Source organism: Paenibacillus stellifer, from assembly GCF_000758685.1.
Lineage (GTDB): Bacteria > Bacillota > Bacilli > Paenibacillales > Paenibacillaceae > Paenibacillus_AQ > Paenibacillus_AQ stellifer.
On the sequence record NZ_CP009286.1, the window covers coordinates 1,179,222 to 1,194,007 of the forward strand.

Annotated in this window: 15 protein-coding genes; 12 read left to right on the top strand and 3 right to left on the bottom strand. The window is 53.7% G+C overall.

What is annotated here, in order from left to right:
* Window positions 1-95 precede the first annotated feature (95 nt).
* From PSTEL_RS05405 to PSTEL_RS05415, 3 genes are all read right to left on the bottom strand, one after another.
* On the bottom strand, window positions 96-800 hold the full coding sequence (locus PSTEL_RS05405) for a peptidylprolyl isomerase (RefSeq protein ID WP_425415256.1): 705 nt from the start codon (window positions 798-800) through the stop codon (window positions 96-98).
* A gap of 332 nt (window positions 801-1,132) precedes the next feature.
* Window positions 1,133-1,735 (bottom strand): hypothetical protein, encoded by a 603-nt coding sequence (locus PSTEL_RS05410; protein WP_038693998.1) that lies wholly within the window; start codon window positions 1,733-1,735, stop codon window positions 1,133-1,135.
* A gap of 19 nt (window positions 1,736-1,754) precedes the next feature.
* Window positions 1,755-1,940, bottom strand: a complete 186-nt coding sequence (locus tag PSTEL_RS05415; RefSeq protein WP_156995792.1) for a hypothetical protein — start codon at window positions 1,938-1,940, stop codon at window positions 1,755-1,757.
* A 273-nt stretch (window positions 1,941-2,213) separates the two neighbouring features.
* On the opposite strand from PSTEL_RS05415, the gene PSTEL_RS05420 reads away from it, so the two are divergent.
* The 12 genes from PSTEL_RS05420 to PSTEL_RS05470 all read left to right on the top strand — a co-directional run bounded on the left by PSTEL_RS05420 (window position 2,214) and on the right by PSTEL_RS05470 (window position 14,783).
* The gene (locus PSTEL_RS05420; protein WP_052098210.1) at window positions 2,214-3,623 is read left to right on the top strand and encodes a sensor histidine kinase; all 1,410 of its coding nucleotides are present in this window, start codon (window positions 2,214-2,216) and stop codon (window positions 3,621-3,623) included.
* Between the two features lie 49 nt (window positions 3,624-3,672).
* A complete protein-coding gene (locus tag PSTEL_RS27435; protein ID WP_156995793.1) occupies window positions 3,673-3,816 on the top strand; it encodes a hypothetical protein in 144 nt (47 codons plus the stop codon).
* 634 nt (window positions 3,817-4,450) lie between these two features.
* Window positions 4,451-6,067, top strand: coding sequence for a sensor histidine kinase (locus tag PSTEL_RS05425; RefSeq protein WP_245625087.1), 1,617 nt, complete (start codon window positions 4,451-4,453; stop codon window positions 6,065-6,067).
* A gap of 25 nt (window positions 6,068-6,092) precedes the next feature.
* On the top strand, window positions 6,093-6,728 hold the full coding sequence (locus tag PSTEL_RS05430; RefSeq protein ID WP_038694004.1) for a response regulator: 636 nt from the start codon (window positions 6,093-6,095) through the stop codon (window positions 6,726-6,728).
* 308 nt (window positions 6,729-7,036) lie between these two features.
* Window positions 7,037-7,771 (top strand): YveK family protein, encoded by a 735-nt coding sequence (locus PSTEL_RS05435; protein WP_038694006.1) that lies wholly within the window; start codon window positions 7,037-7,039, stop codon window positions 7,769-7,771.
* Window positions 7,755-8,393 (top strand): CpsD/CapB family tyrosine-protein kinase, encoded by a 639-nt coding sequence (locus PSTEL_RS05440; protein ID WP_038694008.1) that lies wholly within the window; start codon window positions 7,755-7,757, stop codon window positions 8,391-8,393. The genes PSTEL_RS05435 and PSTEL_RS05440 overlap by 17 nt, the downstream gene beginning before the upstream one ends.
* Before the next feature lie 103 nt (window positions 8,394-8,496).
* Entirely contained in the window at window positions 8,497-9,381 is an 885-nt protein-coding gene (gene galU, locus PSTEL_RS05445) for a UTP--glucose-1-phosphate uridylyltransferase GalU (RefSeq protein ID WP_038694009.1), read from the top strand.
* 57 nt (window positions 9,382-9,438) lie between these two features.
* On the top strand, window positions 9,439-10,131 hold the full coding sequence (locus PSTEL_RS05450; protein WP_038694011.1) for a sugar transferase: 693 nt from the start codon (window positions 9,439-9,441) through the stop codon (window positions 10,129-10,131).
* A gap of 23 nt (window positions 10,132-10,154) precedes the next feature.
* Complete coding sequence (locus PSTEL_RS05455) at window positions 10,155-11,099, top strand: glycosyltransferase (protein ID WP_038694012.1); 945 nt, start codon at window positions 10,155-10,157, stop codon at window positions 11,097-11,099.
* 55 nt (window positions 11,100-11,154) lie between these two features.
* Complete coding sequence (locus PSTEL_RS05460) at window positions 11,155-12,453, top strand: O-antigen ligase family protein (protein WP_245625088.1); 1,299 nt, start codon at window positions 11,155-11,157, stop codon at window positions 12,451-12,453.
* On the top strand, window positions 12,450-13,223 hold the full coding sequence (locus PSTEL_RS05465; RefSeq protein ID WP_038694016.1) for a WecB/TagA/CpsF family glycosyltransferase: 774 nt from the start codon (window positions 12,450-12,452) through the stop codon (window positions 13,221-13,223). The genes PSTEL_RS05460 and PSTEL_RS05465 overlap by 4 nt, the downstream gene beginning before the upstream one ends.
* Window positions 13,224-13,259: 36 nt before the next feature.
* Window positions 13,260-14,783 carry an O-antigen ligase family protein gene (locus PSTEL_RS05470; RefSeq protein ID WP_084064729.1) on the top strand — a complete coding sequence of 508 codons (1,524 nt, stop codon included), beginning with the start codon at window positions 13,260-13,262 and terminating at the stop codon, window positions 14,781-14,783.
* Window positions 14,784-14,786: the final 3 nt, after the last annotated feature.

A 14,786-nucleotide genomic window follows, 5' to 3' on the forward strand; every position in this document is an offset into this window, starting at 1 on the left:
GCACCAAAAGCCCCCTGTTCACTGCCGGCTGTGCCGGATTGAAATCAGGAGGCTTTTTTAATTTGATGATTCTATTGAAACTTCTTTTGAACCTTCTACTGTACCTTCACGGGCTCGGGGTAGCTCACGCCCAGCGTATCCACCGTCACCTTTTTGATAACAGGCGGCTCTTTGGGACGGTCGTTACTGTCACGCTCCAGCGCGGCGATGGCGTCTACGACATCCATTCCCTCGGTTACCTTGCCGAATGCCGCGTAGCTTCCATCAAGAGACTCCGCCGCATCGGTCATAATGAAGAATTGGGAGCCGGCGGAATCGGGATCATTCGCCCGGGCCATCGACAGCACGCCGCGCGTATGCTTGAGATCATTGGTGAAGCCGTTGGCGAGGAACTCGCCTTTAATGCTGTATCCGGGTCCCCCGGTGCCTGTCCCCTCCGGATCGCCGCCCTGTATCATGAAGCCAGGGATCACCCGGTGGAAAATAAGGCCGTCATAGAATCCCTTGTTGATCAGGGATATGAAGTTATTGACCGTATTGGGCGCGACTTCGGGGTACAGTTCGGCTTTGATGATGCCGCCATTCTGCATCTCGAACGTTACGATGGGATGGCTGGCGCTCGCCGAAGGCTGATCTGCGGAACTGCTGCCTTTTGCAGAGGAAGCCGGGGAAGGGGAAGCCGACGCCCCGCCGGAAGCCTCGGGCTTGCTGCCGCAGCCTGCCATCAGCACGAGCAGAGCCAGTCCCAGAAACGCCCAAATGGCAAATAATCGGGTGCGTGTCGGACGCGTTGTTTTCACTTGTTCATCTCTCTCCTTATAAATCTTTGGTTATAATCGTACTATCGAAGTCATCATAACCTGTCCGGTTCAACTTTGTAAAATTAAATGAAGAATCGGGATTGGCAGAGACTCTAAACAGGTTTACAATAATAGGATGTTACTGGGTATCATGGCCCCGCTCTGTGGGCCTTAGCTTCGATAGCCAAGCCTGGATACTTTGCCGCGACCCGAAACTTAAAATTCTTTTATTCCAAAAAAAAAAGGCCGCCGGACCTGTATCCGGCGGCTAAACCTAGTTCTGGGGAATGCTTATACGCTTCAGGAAAGCGGAAGCAACAGGGAGGCCCGCCCTAATCGTCTTCCCCGCCTGTTGACCCATTGAGCAAATCCGTGCCCGGCATAACGTCAATCGGAGGGGAGGACGGGTCAACCGGGCTTCCCGGCGCGATTGTCTCGGCGTCCGGGACATCCTGCAGAGGATCTGTCCCATCCTCATATGCCGCTTCGTCGTCGGCGTAATCCAGGGTCCCCTGGGTCAGCCCGGCCGCGGCGGCCGCGAAGGAAGTATCCGAGCTTAAAAGCTCGTCTCTTCCGGGGGCAGGCCCTTTCAGTATCCCGTCGTCCAGGGGAGAATCAGACGCCAAGCTGGCAGCGGCGGGAGCGCTTAAGCCGACATCCTCCGCCATTTCGCGGTCCAGCGCGAGAACCTCATCATCCGGGGCGAACAGGCCGATTTCATCGGGTGCGCCGCTTCCCGTCCGGTCATGGCTGGCAAAGGCCGATTCGATGGGGGTCCGCATGCTGCCGGATGCTTCCCCGCTCAGGCTCTGGGCCGTCTCCGTTCCGACGAGACGGATATCGTCTGCGGGAATATCCTGTTCCGGAGAGGTGTCGCGCAGCTTCGAATAACGCTCATACTCGAAGTCGGCTTCCGTTTTATTGAAGTTAGCCATTATTATTCAGCTCCTTATCTCAAGGTGTCGCCGTCCCGGCGTGTTTATCCTTGGGCATTGCATGGCGTATCGCGTCTATTTGATCTTCGTCCGGCAGGGAATCCGGGAAGGAACCCTCCCGGAACAGGCCGAATTTGTCATCGATATCGCGTTCGGTTATGAGGCCTTCGTCCTCGGCATCGTTCCTGACCCGGGGGTCTTTCATCAAGCGCTCCTCCTTCCGTATTTCAAGCGTACAGATAACGCTTATATTAATGTATACCCTCCCAAAGGCGAGCGAATCCATGCAGCCTCCGGTTCCTGTATTCCCAACTAGTCTTTCACCGTACCGGAAGATCTATGCCACGGGAGAAGAGCGACCGACACTGTCAAAGGGACAATGGCCCTATACCTATACTGAATTATGATGTGCTTAATCGGCAGGACAGGCATACCCTGGCCCGGAAGCCGTCTGGATATCCAAGGGGAGGAATTTGAAGTGAGCGGCAACAACGAGTTGCTGAATTATTATTTGAATGAAGCACTGATGGATCTTGTGATCGGCGGATCGCTGATTTTTGCCGCCGTTATTCTGGGTATCTGTGCGATGTTTCTTAAGAAAAACTTGTTCGCCAGCGGATTTCTGCTGATGCTGATCATGCTGTCGTCCGGAGTGCTGATCATTTACTACTCCCCTTACTTCTCGTTATTGGTCGGCCAGAAGGAACGATGGAAGGATATTTTCTTCGATTTGGCGCTCTTTACGCTGCTACCGTCCTTCACCTTCTATTTTGAGAAGCTGTTCGGCTCCGGCCGCCACAGGCTAGTGACCAAGCTGAGGAAATTTCAAATCGGATATTCACTCTTGTGTATATCGCTGAGCCTGCTGAACATCCTGTCCTCCTACCATCTGAACGGAATCTATAATATTTTCACGATCTATATCACGGGAATATTAATGATGCTTCAATTTGTCTTTCTGTTGACGCTTGCGGTGCGTTATGCTGTGAGGCACAACGTTGAAGCGATTATTTTCACCTCGGGGTTTGCGGCATTCGCAATGACGGCACTGATTGAACTGTTGATCTTCTATACATCGGGCGAGCGCTATTACTTGTACTGGTGGAAATGGGGATTTGTCGCCTTTCTGATCTCGCTAATCGTCATACTGGGGCGCCAATTTGCGAAGACTCACGAGCAGGTGGTGGAGTACTCCAAGGAGCTGGAGAAGTTCAATAACGATCTTCAGCGTTCGGAGAAAATGGAAATCATCAGCGAGCTGGCCGCCTCGGTTGCGCATGAGGTCCGGAATCCGCTCCAGGTTACCCGGGGCTTCCTGCAGATTATCGGCGACGGGTCGGACAGCAAGCAGAAGGAATATTTGCAGCTGGCCATCTCGGAGCTGGACCGGGCGGTGCATATCATCAATGATTTCCTTACCTTCGCCAAGCCGGAGATGGATAAGGTGGACCGTGTGAACCTCGGCGGCGAACTTCGGCATGTGGCCGGCATTCTTCTTCCGCTGGCCCAGACGCAGGGCTGCAGAATCGAGCTGCATCTGGAGGAGGAGCTGTATGTGAAGGTCAGCGCGCCCAAGCTCAAGCAGGCTTTTATCAATGTGGTCAAGAACGGGATCGAAGCGCATAAGGATAGCGGACTCGTGACCATTGTCGCCTGGAAATCCGGGAATTTCGTCATTGTCAGCATCCGCGACAAGGGAGAAGGTATGACGGCAAGCGAACTGGCAAGGCTTGGAGAGCCCTATTTCTCCAACAAAACAAAAGGAACGGGCCTTGGGCTTATGGTCTCCTTCCGTATTATCGAGGCGATGGAGGGGTCCATTGAATTCCAGAGCACCAAAGGGAAAGGAACCGAAGCCATCATCAAGCTGCCGGCTGTGAGAAGCTGAACGCCGCAGGTCTTTCGGAGCGACAGTACTAAAGAAGAGAGGGACGGAAATGGAATGGTACACATTCGGCCAGATGCTGATTCACCTCCGGCTGGGTCAGAAGGCGGCGACGCCCGACGGGCGGACCCTGGTCCGAAGGCCGGAATACGAAGAGCTGCTGGCTGCTTACCGCGAAGAACGGGGACGACAGTAAGGAGTGGGGCATGGAGAAGATTGAATTCAGGTCTATTATTCAATCTATTGGCATATCTCGTCCAATAGGACTGTTATCCCACCTGCAATCTTGGGTATAACATACATAGCGGCCTTAGCGGCCGGAAGCGGCCCGGATCACCGGATTCCATATGGCCTATCTGCGGTCCGGGCCGGCGGGTCCAATGTCGGGATCATTATAACACAAGGGTCCAGTCGCCCATGGGTGCCAAATTTCGGGTGATGAAATCGGACCTAGTGAGAATGGAGAGCCGGAAGCGGAGGGGGAGTCGATCATGCCTGCGGTGGCATCATGCTGACGGGCAATGCGGGTATAGCTGGCAGCCGCCAGGAAAGTAATAGAACATAGCCTTTACATGCAGTGGAACTTTATGGCAGATGGGGGTTCCCTTATACCCGTTTTCAGACGGAATAAACAGGGAAAAATAAAAAAAATATGCTGATTTTTTTATCGTGTAACCGTTCACACTCTGAAAGATAACTTGTTATTGTGATTTTTCTTTTGTATGATGCTTTTATCGAGGCAGTTCCCAGGAAGGCTTCATGCTCGCATTTTCCACAAATTTGGAGAATTGGGTGGTGGGATGAATATCAGGCTAACTGCGGAAGATCGTATGATTACTTTTTTCAGGTATTTTTCACTGTCCCTTACTTCACTGATTTTCCTGTTGACGCCAAACGGTCCTCCAGTTGTCTATAAATTTTTAGTCATTATCGCTCTGGTGCTGCTTGCTCTCGTGTTCACCAGCACGTACAGATCCATGCGCTACAGGCCGCATGCCGTGATGCTGTATGTCAGCATCGAAATGATGATGATCCTGCTGCTGGCAATTTTTACCGGCGGATTTAACAGCCCGTTCAAACTGTATTCGCTGAATCCCATATTAATTGCGGCGGGTTCGCTCTCATTCTATTTTTGCTGGACCCTGCTGGTTGGTTATTTTGCTATTTTTTTTGGTTGTTGTTATTTTTTCTATAAATCTGCGGGAGATACGTTTGCCTCCGTTCTGCTGGAGAACGGAAATCTGTTTCTTGCGCTTGCGCTTACGGTAACCTTCATGCAATTGTTGTCGAAGCTGAGACGGCAGCGGGAGGAAGCCAATGCGCGGACGGATGAGACGCTTGAGCATATCAAATCGCTCTATCACATCGTGGAAACCTCAAGCGAGCATGATTTTATGAATATCGGACAGGTCATCACGGATTATGCCGTCAAGCTGACGAAGCTCAACAAGGCGCTGTTCTGGTTCGCCGGCACCGCCGGGGAGCCTTCGCCCGTAAGCCGTCAGACCGGCTGGCTTCCCGAAGAGGAGAACAACCTGTTCGGAGAGCTGAAGAAACATGAGTCCGATTGGCGGCGCCAAAAGGAGCCGCTGTTCAAGAGCCTTCCGGGGTTCGGGGATCTGCTTCTGATGCCCGTCCGTATGAGCACCCGTTTCGTCGGCATGATTGGCGTGAAGCTGGAGGCGCATGAGGGGCTCGAAGGAAGAAGATGGTACATCCAGCAGCTGATGTTCCTGGCCGAACTGAGCGCAATTACGCTCGAAAGGCATGAACTCAGCGTAGCCGAGAATAGGCTGATAGTAACGAATGAACAGAACCGGATCGCCGACGAAATGCATGACAGTGTCTCCCAGAGCTTGTTCGGCATTGTCTATGCGGCGCACTCACTCAAGCAATCCTTCCGCAAAATGACCCCTACGCAGCTTGAGGAACAGATCGAGCTGATCCATGATTCCGCGACGAAAGCAGCCAAAGAACTGCGTATTACGATTTACAGCCTCAGCTCCAAGAAAAGCGGCGGGCCGACATGGCTCGGCATGGTGCGGTCTCACTTGAAAAATTTGTCGCGGCTGAACGATGTGGAAATCGACTTTAAGGTCAAGGGCGATGACTTCAGTCTCCCGTATACTTATCACAAGGCGCTCTTCCGGATTATTTCCGAAGCGACGGGCAATGCCATACGGCATGGCGCAGCCCAGAACATCGAAGTGGAGCTTACGCTTAAGCCGAGATGGGCGGGTCTTGCAATCCGTGATGATGGCGTCGGCTTCGACACCGACCTGTTATGGACCCGATCCGAAGAGGGCAGCGGGGGGCTCGGGATGAAGAATATGCAGCATTTGGCCCATTCGCTGGGCGGTGACTTCCAGTTGTCGAGCAACGAGAATGCAGGAACCCAGATTCTGATTTCAATTCCGGTAGGCGTAGTTGAATTAAAGAACGCATAAGGATGATAAGGAGGTTTTTTGCATTATGGATATCGTCATTGTGGATGATCATCCCCTTGTAAGAAGAGGATTGGCTTCGGTAATTTCCATGCAGCCGGATGTGAATTTCGCGGGTGAGGCAACCAACGGAGAAGAAGCGATGCGCGTACTGGAGGAGATTCGGCCTGACCTCGTGCTGATTGATCTCAGACTTGCGGACGAATCGGGACTGGACGTAATCAAGATGGCGCGCAGCCGCGGCATTGACAGCAAGTTCATCCTGCTGACCTCGTCTGCCAGCCGGGAGGATTTCCTCAAGGCGGAGGAAGTTCTCGTGGATGGCTATGTGCTGAAAGAGGCGCTCCCCGAGGAATTGCTGTTTGCCATTCAACTGGTGTATAAGGGAAGAAAATATTACGATCCAGGCCTCATGGAAGATAAGATGCGCATGAGTGGCAAGAGTCCTACTGACGAACTGACGCCGAAAGAGCGGGAAGTGCTCATTGAGCTGGGCCAGGGCGCCTGCAACCGGGAGATTGCCTCCAGGCTCTTTATCAGCGAGTTCACGGTCAAGAAGCATGTCAGCCAGATTCTGGCGAAGCTGCAGGTGGCGGATCGTACTCAAGCCGCCCTGTACGCGAACGCTGTCGGATTAACCAAATACGAAATGTCGGTTGACTAACGTCTGAATACTGAGGGCATGGACCTGGAGTCCATGCCCTTTTTGTATGCATCGCTTCATATAATAAAGCCCCACTCTGCGGGGCTCCTTTGCGCGCATAAATACGAAAACGGTTGCAGGAAATGGGAGCTAGAGGATATGGCACTAAAGTATACCATCCCTCCTCCTTAAGCATTAATTTGGTTTATTCGAAAGTGAAAATGAAAGTAATGGCAGGGACCATGCCTCAAAATGAGAGGATTGATAGAATTAATTCAAGTTAATGAAAATTTCAGAATTTTTCAAAATCCTACGGAAGGAGGATCGCTGTGGAAAAGACGATGCTGGATTACTTGAACCTGATCAAAAAAAGGTTGTGGTTGATTGTACTCTTCGTTCTGATCTCCTGCGGCACTACCTATTACTTCAGCAAGAACTACGTGGTTCCGGTCTACGAAGCGTCCGGTCAGCTGCTGGTCAACAATGGGGCAGTGTCAGCCGACGGCAACAACAACAATAACCTGGTCTACAGTCTGAACTTGATCATGAGTTACAAGGAACTCATCAAATCGCCGGCCATCATGAACAAGGTCGCCTCCGCACATCCGGAATTAAAGCTTACAGGGGATCAACTGGCGTCCAAAGTGGCTATCAGGTCCTCGGAAGGCAGCCAGATCATCAATCTCAGCGTGCAGGATACCAATTACGAGAAGGCGGCTAACATTGTCAACGCCGTTTCGCAGACCTTCATTCGTACCCTGCCGGGACTGATGCATATGGACAACGTCTCTTTCCTGACTCCGGCAGATCCTGAGGATATCCCCGCTCCGGCAGGCAGCGGCTTTATGATGAACATGGTAATCAGCTTCGTCGTATCGCTGATGGCTGCGCTCGGAATCATCCTTCTGATGGAGACCTTGAACGGTACGATCCGCTCCGAGAAGGAAGCGGCATACGAACTCGGTCTTCCGGTGATCGGCACGATTCCCGTCATCCGCAAACGCGATCTCGGCAAGGATTCCAAAGCAACGGTAGGGGAGGGCGCTTATGCTGCAATTAAGTAACACCCTGGTTGCGGACAGCAATCCGAACTCGCATGTGTCCGAGTCCTTCCGCTCTCTTCGTACCTATATCAAGCAGTCTGGTATGCTGCAGGACGGAGGCAAGTCGCTCCTCTTCACTTCCGGTGAAGCGGGAGAAGGGAAGACGACCGTGATGGCCAATCTGGCCGTATCCTTCGTTCAGGACGGCAAGAAGGTGGCGGTTGTCGACTGCAACCTCCGGAAGCCGGCGCTTCACACCGTGTTCGGTGTCGAGAACTCGCCCGGTCTGGCCGATTGTCTAAGCGGACAGAAGGAACCTGGCAAGGTAACGGTGTATGGCAATCTGGCCAATCTCACCATCGTGACTGCCGGAAATTCGATAGGCAGCCCGCCCGACCTGCTCGGCAACAGCGTGATGACCGAGCTTCTGGAAGAGCTGAAGGCCACACATGATCTCGTGCTTCTGGACGCGCCTCCGGCCGTTCCATACAGCGATGCCCGCGTGCTTGCACCATTGACGGATGGCGTAATCATCATCGCCCGTTACGGCAAGTCCAAACGCGAATTGCTCCGCAAGGTGAAGGCCCTGATGGAACAAGCCGGGACACCTATTCTCGGTATTGCCATAAATCAAGCGAAGTAGACCTGTTGCCATAAGCACGAAGACTTGGCAGACGCTTGCGAAGCAAGTTTTGTGAAGCTCTTCTAGCCGTTGAATCATACAAAACTTTTAGGAGGCCTGGATGATGAAAAAAGTGAAGAAAGTGATTATTCCCGCCGCCGGACTCGGAACCCGCTTCTTGCCTGCCACCAAAGCGATGCCTAAGGAAATGCTTCCGATCATCAACAAGCCGACTATCCAGTACATTGTTGAAGAAGCCATTGAATCCGGCATCGAGGATATCATCATCGTTACCGGTAAGGGCAAACGCGCGATTGAGGATCACTTCGACAACGCGTTTGAACTGGAATCACGGCTGCTTGAGGACGGCAAGCTTGAGTTGCTGAAGGAAGTTCAGCGTTCCTCCAAGGTTGAAATTCACTATATCCGGCAAAAGGAACCCAAGGGCCTCGGACATGCGGTCTGGTGCGCCAGACGCTTCATCGGAGACGAGCCTTTCGGAGTAATGCTGGGAGACGATATCGTAACCGGCAGCACACCTTGCCTGAAGCAATTGATCGATCAGTATGAAGAAACCCAGAACTCGGTAATCGGCGTTCAGGAAATTCCGGACGAGTTCACGAACCGCTACGGTATTGTCGATCCTGACATGCAGGAAGGCCGCCTGTACCGCGTTCAGAACTTCGTGGAGAAGCCGCCGCTCGGAACGGCGCCATCCAACCTGGCGATTATGGGACGTTACGTCTTCACTCCGAAGATCTTTAAGTACCTCGATTTGCAGGAAAAAGGAGCCGGCGGTGAAATCCAGCTGACCGACGCGATCCAGAAGCTCAACCAGAGCGAACGGGTCTACGCCTACAACTTCGATGGAACGAGATATGATGTCGGTGAGCGCCTCGGTTACATTTTGACCACATTGGAATTTGCCCTGCAGAGCAAGGATCTTCGTTATCCCGTAATGGATGCCATGGCCGAGTGGCTGAAGAAGGCGGAACAGACTACGATCTGATCGAGGTAGTCAGCTGCTGCTTGCCAGGGCATTAAATCAAGGAGGATTGAGAGGGAGATGAGCATGCCAAAAATGCCGGATGACGCTGAGCCGATGCTGTCGAGCGCTTATGTGCTGCATGCCAAGGAAGAAGCGCAGGAAGCCAATTCTTACCTGCTGACCAAACGGGTAATCGACGTTCTTTTTTCCGCTCTGTGTCTCTTCTTGCTGCTGCCCCTGTTCGCTGTAATCGCCGTGCTGATTAAGCTGGACGATCCGAAGGGGAAGGTATTCTTCCGCCAGACCCGGATCGGCAAAGACGAAAAGCCGTTTGAAATGTACAAATTCAGATCGATGATCGCCAACGCCGAGGAACTGAAGAAGAACCTGATGGCGTATAACGAGGTCAGCGGCGCGATGTTCAAGATGAAGAACGATCCCCGCATTACGCGGGTGGGCAGATTCCTGCGAAAGACCAGCATCGATGAGCTGCCACAGCTGTGGAACGTGCTGGTCGGCAACATGAGCCTGGTGGGACCGCGTCCCCCACTTCCGGATGAAGTGGCGCAGTATACCGAGTACGACAAGAAGCGGCTGACTGTAACGCCGGGCTGCACAGGTTACTGGCAGGTCACCGGCCGGAACAGCGTCGGCTTCGAGGAAATGGTCGAGCTGGATCTCACGTATATCCAGATGCGGAGCACCAAGCTTGATTTCAAGATTATCGTGAAGACCGTCCTGATCCTCTTCGGATCGAAAAACGCTTATTAATTTCGGAAAATAGGTGATTGCCCATGTTAGAGCACGGAGACGTACCCCGGCTGTCCATCATCATCTGCACCTACAACCGCGCCGGGCTGTTATCCAAGACGCTGGATTCCCTGCTCGGGCTCGAGATGCTGGATCAGGCTGAGATCATTCTGGTGGATAACCGGTCCACAGATAACACTGCAGCCGTAGTCAAGCAGTTCATGGACAAAAACGCAGGCCTTATCAGAATGAAATACCTGCTGGAGCCCGTACAGGGGTTGTCGGCAGCGCGAAACGCCGGAATCCTGGCCGCCAAAGCATCGCTGATCGCTTTTCTCGACGACGATGCGCTGCCGGTCCGGAGCTGGATTTCGACGATCGTGACTACGTTTGAAAGCAGGCCTTCCGTAATGGCTATGGGCGGTAAGGTTTCTCCGATCTTTGAGACTAAACGGCCGAACTGGCTGATCAAGCCGTTCGAATTCCCGTACACCATCATGGATCTGGGCAACCGGATCAAAGAGTATCCCGGGAAGTATCATCCCTGCGGAGCCAATATGGCGATGAGAAGCGAAGTCTTCAACCTGAGCCTGTTCCCGCTGGAGCTGGGACGGAAGGGCGATTCGCTCATATCGGGCGAAGAGACATGGCTGTTCGGCAAGATCCGCAAGGAAGGACAGCTTGTGCTGTATCATCCGCAGATGGCTGTCGATCATTTCGTCCCCGCCAGCCGGCTCACCGAGAGCTGGATTAAGAAACGGTACTACAGCCAGGGACTCTCCAATGCGCTCGGCAGCACGGGACCGCTCGGAACCTTGATGATTTGGGGAAAGACCGGAGCCAAACTGCTGTACATCGCCGTGGATTCCACGCTCTCCGCCATATCGGGCAGTGAGGGACGGAAGCTGCTTAACAAATGCCGGATGGAGAGTGTTCGAGGAACGCTCCACATGCTAAAAAATCGAAATCGGGAATCGGCGACGGGGTGAGAGAAAGATGATAAGCGGGCACCGGGCTTCAAAACTTTATGCTTTGCCGTACGGAATGCTGTTTCTTCTGTCGGCTTTGTTTCTCGGAATGGCGGCAATCTACATGCCGGCTCTTGCGGTATTGGCCGTCGGTCTGCTTCTATTCGTTGTCGTCTCTCTGACCCGGCCGGATACGATCAGCTATTTTGTCATTTTGACAACGGCGGTATCCATCAACTTTCTGTATTACGGCAGCCCGTTCGGGATCGAGATTCTGTCTCTATACAAGCTGGGAATGCTGATTCTGCTTATCCCGTGCATTCTGGTGAACGGGTTGCGATTCAAGCTCAGCTATCCGTTGTGGGCCTTGGTCGCGATGACGTTCATGACGTTCAGCTTCTCCATCTGGGAGCCCCAGATGACTGCACAGATTGCGGTCAAGGCATTCATCGGACTATCTCTGCCGTTCGTATTCCTCCTGATCAACTGGAAGAAGGAAGTGGCCCAGCGGCATATTAGACTGATCTGTCTGCTGCCCTCGCTTAGCCTGCTGATTGGCGTTCTGCTTCAGGTGGCGCATCTTCATTCCATGGTCAATGTGGAGTTCACGGGCGCGATCCGGCTTCAAGGGGCGAACATTCCGCCTCACCTGGCGATGCTGGCCTTCATCGGAACGGCCATTCCGTTCATCGAGCTAAGACGGGGAACCGGGAATGTGAAGTTCTACTATACCGTGCTCGGCATCAACTTTCTGACGCTGGTCGCTACGGGTACCCGGGGTCCGCTGCTCGCGCTGGTACCGATGCTGCTGTATTACTTCTTTGATATTTTCCGGCGCTATCTGAAAGGCAAGACACGCTATATCATTCCGATTCTGTGTTCGATTGCGGTAATCGCCGGCGGCGTGTACTCGCAATGGGATAATTTCGAGAAACGCTCATTTGAAAGACAAACCGGCGAAGGCATCGACTTATCGGGACGCTCGGAAGCCTGGGCCTTCTTCCTGGAGAAAGCTTCGGGTTCGCCGGTGGCGGGAAGAGGCATCGGCGCCGTCACAGTGGCTAACGACGGCACGTTGTACGAGGGCTTTGTGGTTCCCCACAATGAATATATCCGCTTCTATTACGACGGCGGGTATGTCGGTTCCGTACTTCTCTGGGCGGCTCTGCTTGCCGTGTTCCTTCTGGTCGCCAAAGCGCTAACGCCGCCGGTAAGGAAATATTATCTGCTCTTCCTTTTAGGATTTCTGATTTATTCGTTTTCTGATAACACGCTGTCGACGGTCCAATTCATTATTCCGTTCTGTTGGTACCTGAACTGCCTGTATCGTGCTTCGCAGCCAACCGATTCCCCACAAAAAGAAGTGATACGATGAATCAAGTGAACATGTTCGATGTCAATTTTAACAATTATGATTTCATGGATCTGCTGGAGTATATCGATACAACAATCCGGGAGAGAAATCATTCCTACATTCTGACCTGCAATGTGGATCATGTGATCAAGCTGCGCAAGGACAAGGAATTCAGGACAGTCTACTCGGAGGCAGGCGCAGTCGTTGCGGATGGCATGCCGTTGATCTGGGCTTCCAAGATGCTGGGCAAGCCGCTTAAGCAGAAGGTATCCGGGGCCGACCTGTTCAACAGGCTCGGCAACGCATTCCAGCAGAGGAAGTACCGGCTGTTCTTCCTCGGTTCCGCCGAGGGAGTACCGGAACGGGCGACGGCGAATTTGAAGGCAGCTTATCCGGACATCAACGTCGTGGGCTGTTATTCTCCGTCCTATGGCTTCGAGAATAACGAGGAGGAGAACAAGCGGATCATCGGCATGCTGAATGAGACCCGCCCCGACATCGTATTTGTCGGCGTGGGCGCGCCGAAGCAGGAGAAATGGATTTATCGCCATTATTTGTCCTATCGCGCACCCATCTCGATCGGAGTCGGAGCAACCTTTGATTTCCTCTCGGGCTCGGTCAAACGGGCACCGGATTTCATGCAGAGAAGCGGTCTGGAGTGGTTCTGGCGGCTTAGCCAAGAGCCAGGAAGATTGTGGAAGAGATACTTGGTTGACGATGCCCAATTCCTGCTTCTTCTGCTGAAGGAGCTGCGCAAGCGGGACAAAGCGAACGGACCGAGCCTTGAATAATGGGCTCTTCCGCCAGGAACAGGAGGTGTATGGGTCATGACGAGCCGCTCTTCGGGTCAAACCGGCTATCCGCTGATTGGAAATATACGTACTCTGGCAACTGCCGGAATTTTCCTGGCAGGCTGTACGATTCTACCCCTGATGATCGGTTACGTCAGCGCCAAGCTGAGCTCGGCGAACAGCCTGCAGCTGGCCCTGGTGGCGGCGCTGCTGTTCCCGGCGTTCCTGCTGGCTCTGTTAAGACCCCGGCAGCTCGTCGCCTACACTCTCCTGGTCTGGGCGATCGCCCCGGAGCTTCGCCGGATTGCAGACTGGAGCGTCGGCGCTTACCATTCGGTATCGCTCCTCAGTCTGGCCCCGCTCCTTGCGGGCGCCACGGTCGCCATTCCGGTCATGCGGGAGATACATAAGCTCCAGCGTCCCTGGATGAGGCTGATTCTGCTCTTCGCGCTTCCTCTGGGCTACGCCACACTGATCGGGCTTGCCAAGAACGGCGTCGGCTCGGTCTACGATTTGATGAATTACCTGGTTCCGCTGCTCCTGCTGCCCTATTTTGCAATAACGCCATTTACGGCGCAGGATACAGACCGGCTGCTTCGCTCATACGCCGCAGTTGCAGTGTTGGTTGCAGCCTATGGAATCGTGCAGTATACGACGATGCCGCCATGGGACGCCTTCTGGATGCAGAATGCGGGCATGAACTCCATCGGCAGTCCAAAGCCGCTTGAGGTTCGGGTGTTCTCCACGCTGAACTCGCCGGGTCCGGCCGCGACCTTTCTGGTGTTCGCGCTTGTTCCGATGATCCTGGAGAAGAAATGGCGGGGCATCTTCGGCTGGGTCGGCGTCCTGCTCGTGGTGGTCTGTCTGCTCACTACTCTGGTCCGGGCCGCTTGGTTGATTCTGCTCGTAATGCTGCTGGCTTACATCGCTTCCTCTTCCTCTAAGGGCAAGTGGAAGACGCTGATTCAGCTGCTCTTCGTCGCAATGGCGCTGTACTGGATCGTGCCGAAGCTTCCGGGAGCGGAAGTGCTGACGGCGCGGATGGAGACATTCTCCTCAATTCAGGAGGACCGCTCCTATAACGACCGGCTCAACCTGTTGGGGAATATGCTTCCCGTTATCAAGTCCAATCCGGTCGGCCAGGGCATCGGCAGTGTCGGACAGAGCACCAAGCTGGGCAACGGAGGCGAGCTTGGTGAGTACGGAATCATGGACAACGGATTTATCGCACTGATGCTGACCTTCGGTGCCCCGGGCGTGCTGCTGTTCTCCCTCGCTCTGGGCGTTGTAATCAAACAGATTGTCGGAAGAATCCTGGGCCCGGTTCCGCTGAAGCCATACGCCAGGCTGGCACTAGCGTCATGGATGGGCGTGGTGATCGGACTTGTGTCGGATAACGGGTTCTCCGGAATCAAGGCTTACCTCGTCTGGATGCTGATCGCCATCGGCCTTGGGGTGAGAGAAATGCGGGAGGAGCAGCGCAGGACACCGGACAGAGAGGCATACAATCGAGCTGAAGCCCGCCACTGGGCGGCTCCAGAGCCCGGTCCCGATGGCTAGGGC

Excerpts from the sequence above, each read along its gene's own strand:
- PSTEL_RS05410 (WP_038693998.1), bottom strand. The coding sequence starts at position 1,735 with ATGGCTAACTTCAATAAAACGGAAGCCGACTTCGAGTATGAGCGTTAT.
- PSTEL_RS05415 (WP_156995792.1), bottom strand. The coding sequence starts at position 1,940 with ATGAAAGACCCCCGGGTCAGGAACGATGCCGAGGACGAAGGCCTCATA.
- PSTEL_RS27435 (WP_156995793.1), top strand. The coding sequence starts at position 3,673 with ATGGAATGGTACACATTCGGCCAGATGCTGATTCACCTCCGGCTGGGT.
- PSTEL_RS05425 (WP_245625087.1), top strand. The coding sequence starts at position 4,451 with ATGATTACTTTTTTCAGGTATTTTTCACTGTCCCTTACTTCACTGATT.
- PSTEL_RS05430 (WP_038694004.1), top strand. The coding sequence starts at position 6,093 with ATGGATATCGTCATTGTGGATGATCATCCCCTTGTAAGAAGAGGATTG.
- PSTEL_RS05440 (WP_038694008.1), top strand. The coding sequence starts at position 7,755 with ATGCTGCAATTAAGTAACACCCTGGTTGCGGACAGCAATCCGAACTCG.
- galU (WP_038694009.1), top strand. The coding sequence starts at position 8,497 with ATGAAAAAAGTGAAGAAAGTGATTATTCCCGCCGCCGGACTCGGAACC.
- PSTEL_RS05450 (WP_038694011.1), top strand. The coding sequence starts at position 9,439 with ATGAGCATGCCAAAAATGCCGGATGACGCTGAGCCGATGCTGTCGAGC.
- PSTEL_RS05455 (WP_038694012.1), top strand. The coding sequence starts at position 10,155 with ATGTTAGAGCACGGAGACGTACCCCGGCTGTCCATCATCATCTGCACC.
- PSTEL_RS05460 (WP_245625088.1), top strand. The coding sequence starts at position 11,155 with ATGCTGTTTCTTCTGTCGGCTTTGTTTCTCGGAATGGCGGCAATCTAC.
- PSTEL_RS05465 (WP_038694016.1), top strand. The coding sequence starts at position 12,450 with ATGAATCAAGTGAACATGTTCGATGTCAATTTTAACAATTATGATTTC.
- PSTEL_RS05470 (WP_084064729.1), top strand. The coding sequence starts at position 13,260 with ATGACGAGCCGCTCTTCGGGTCAAACCGGCTATCCGCTGATTGGAAAT.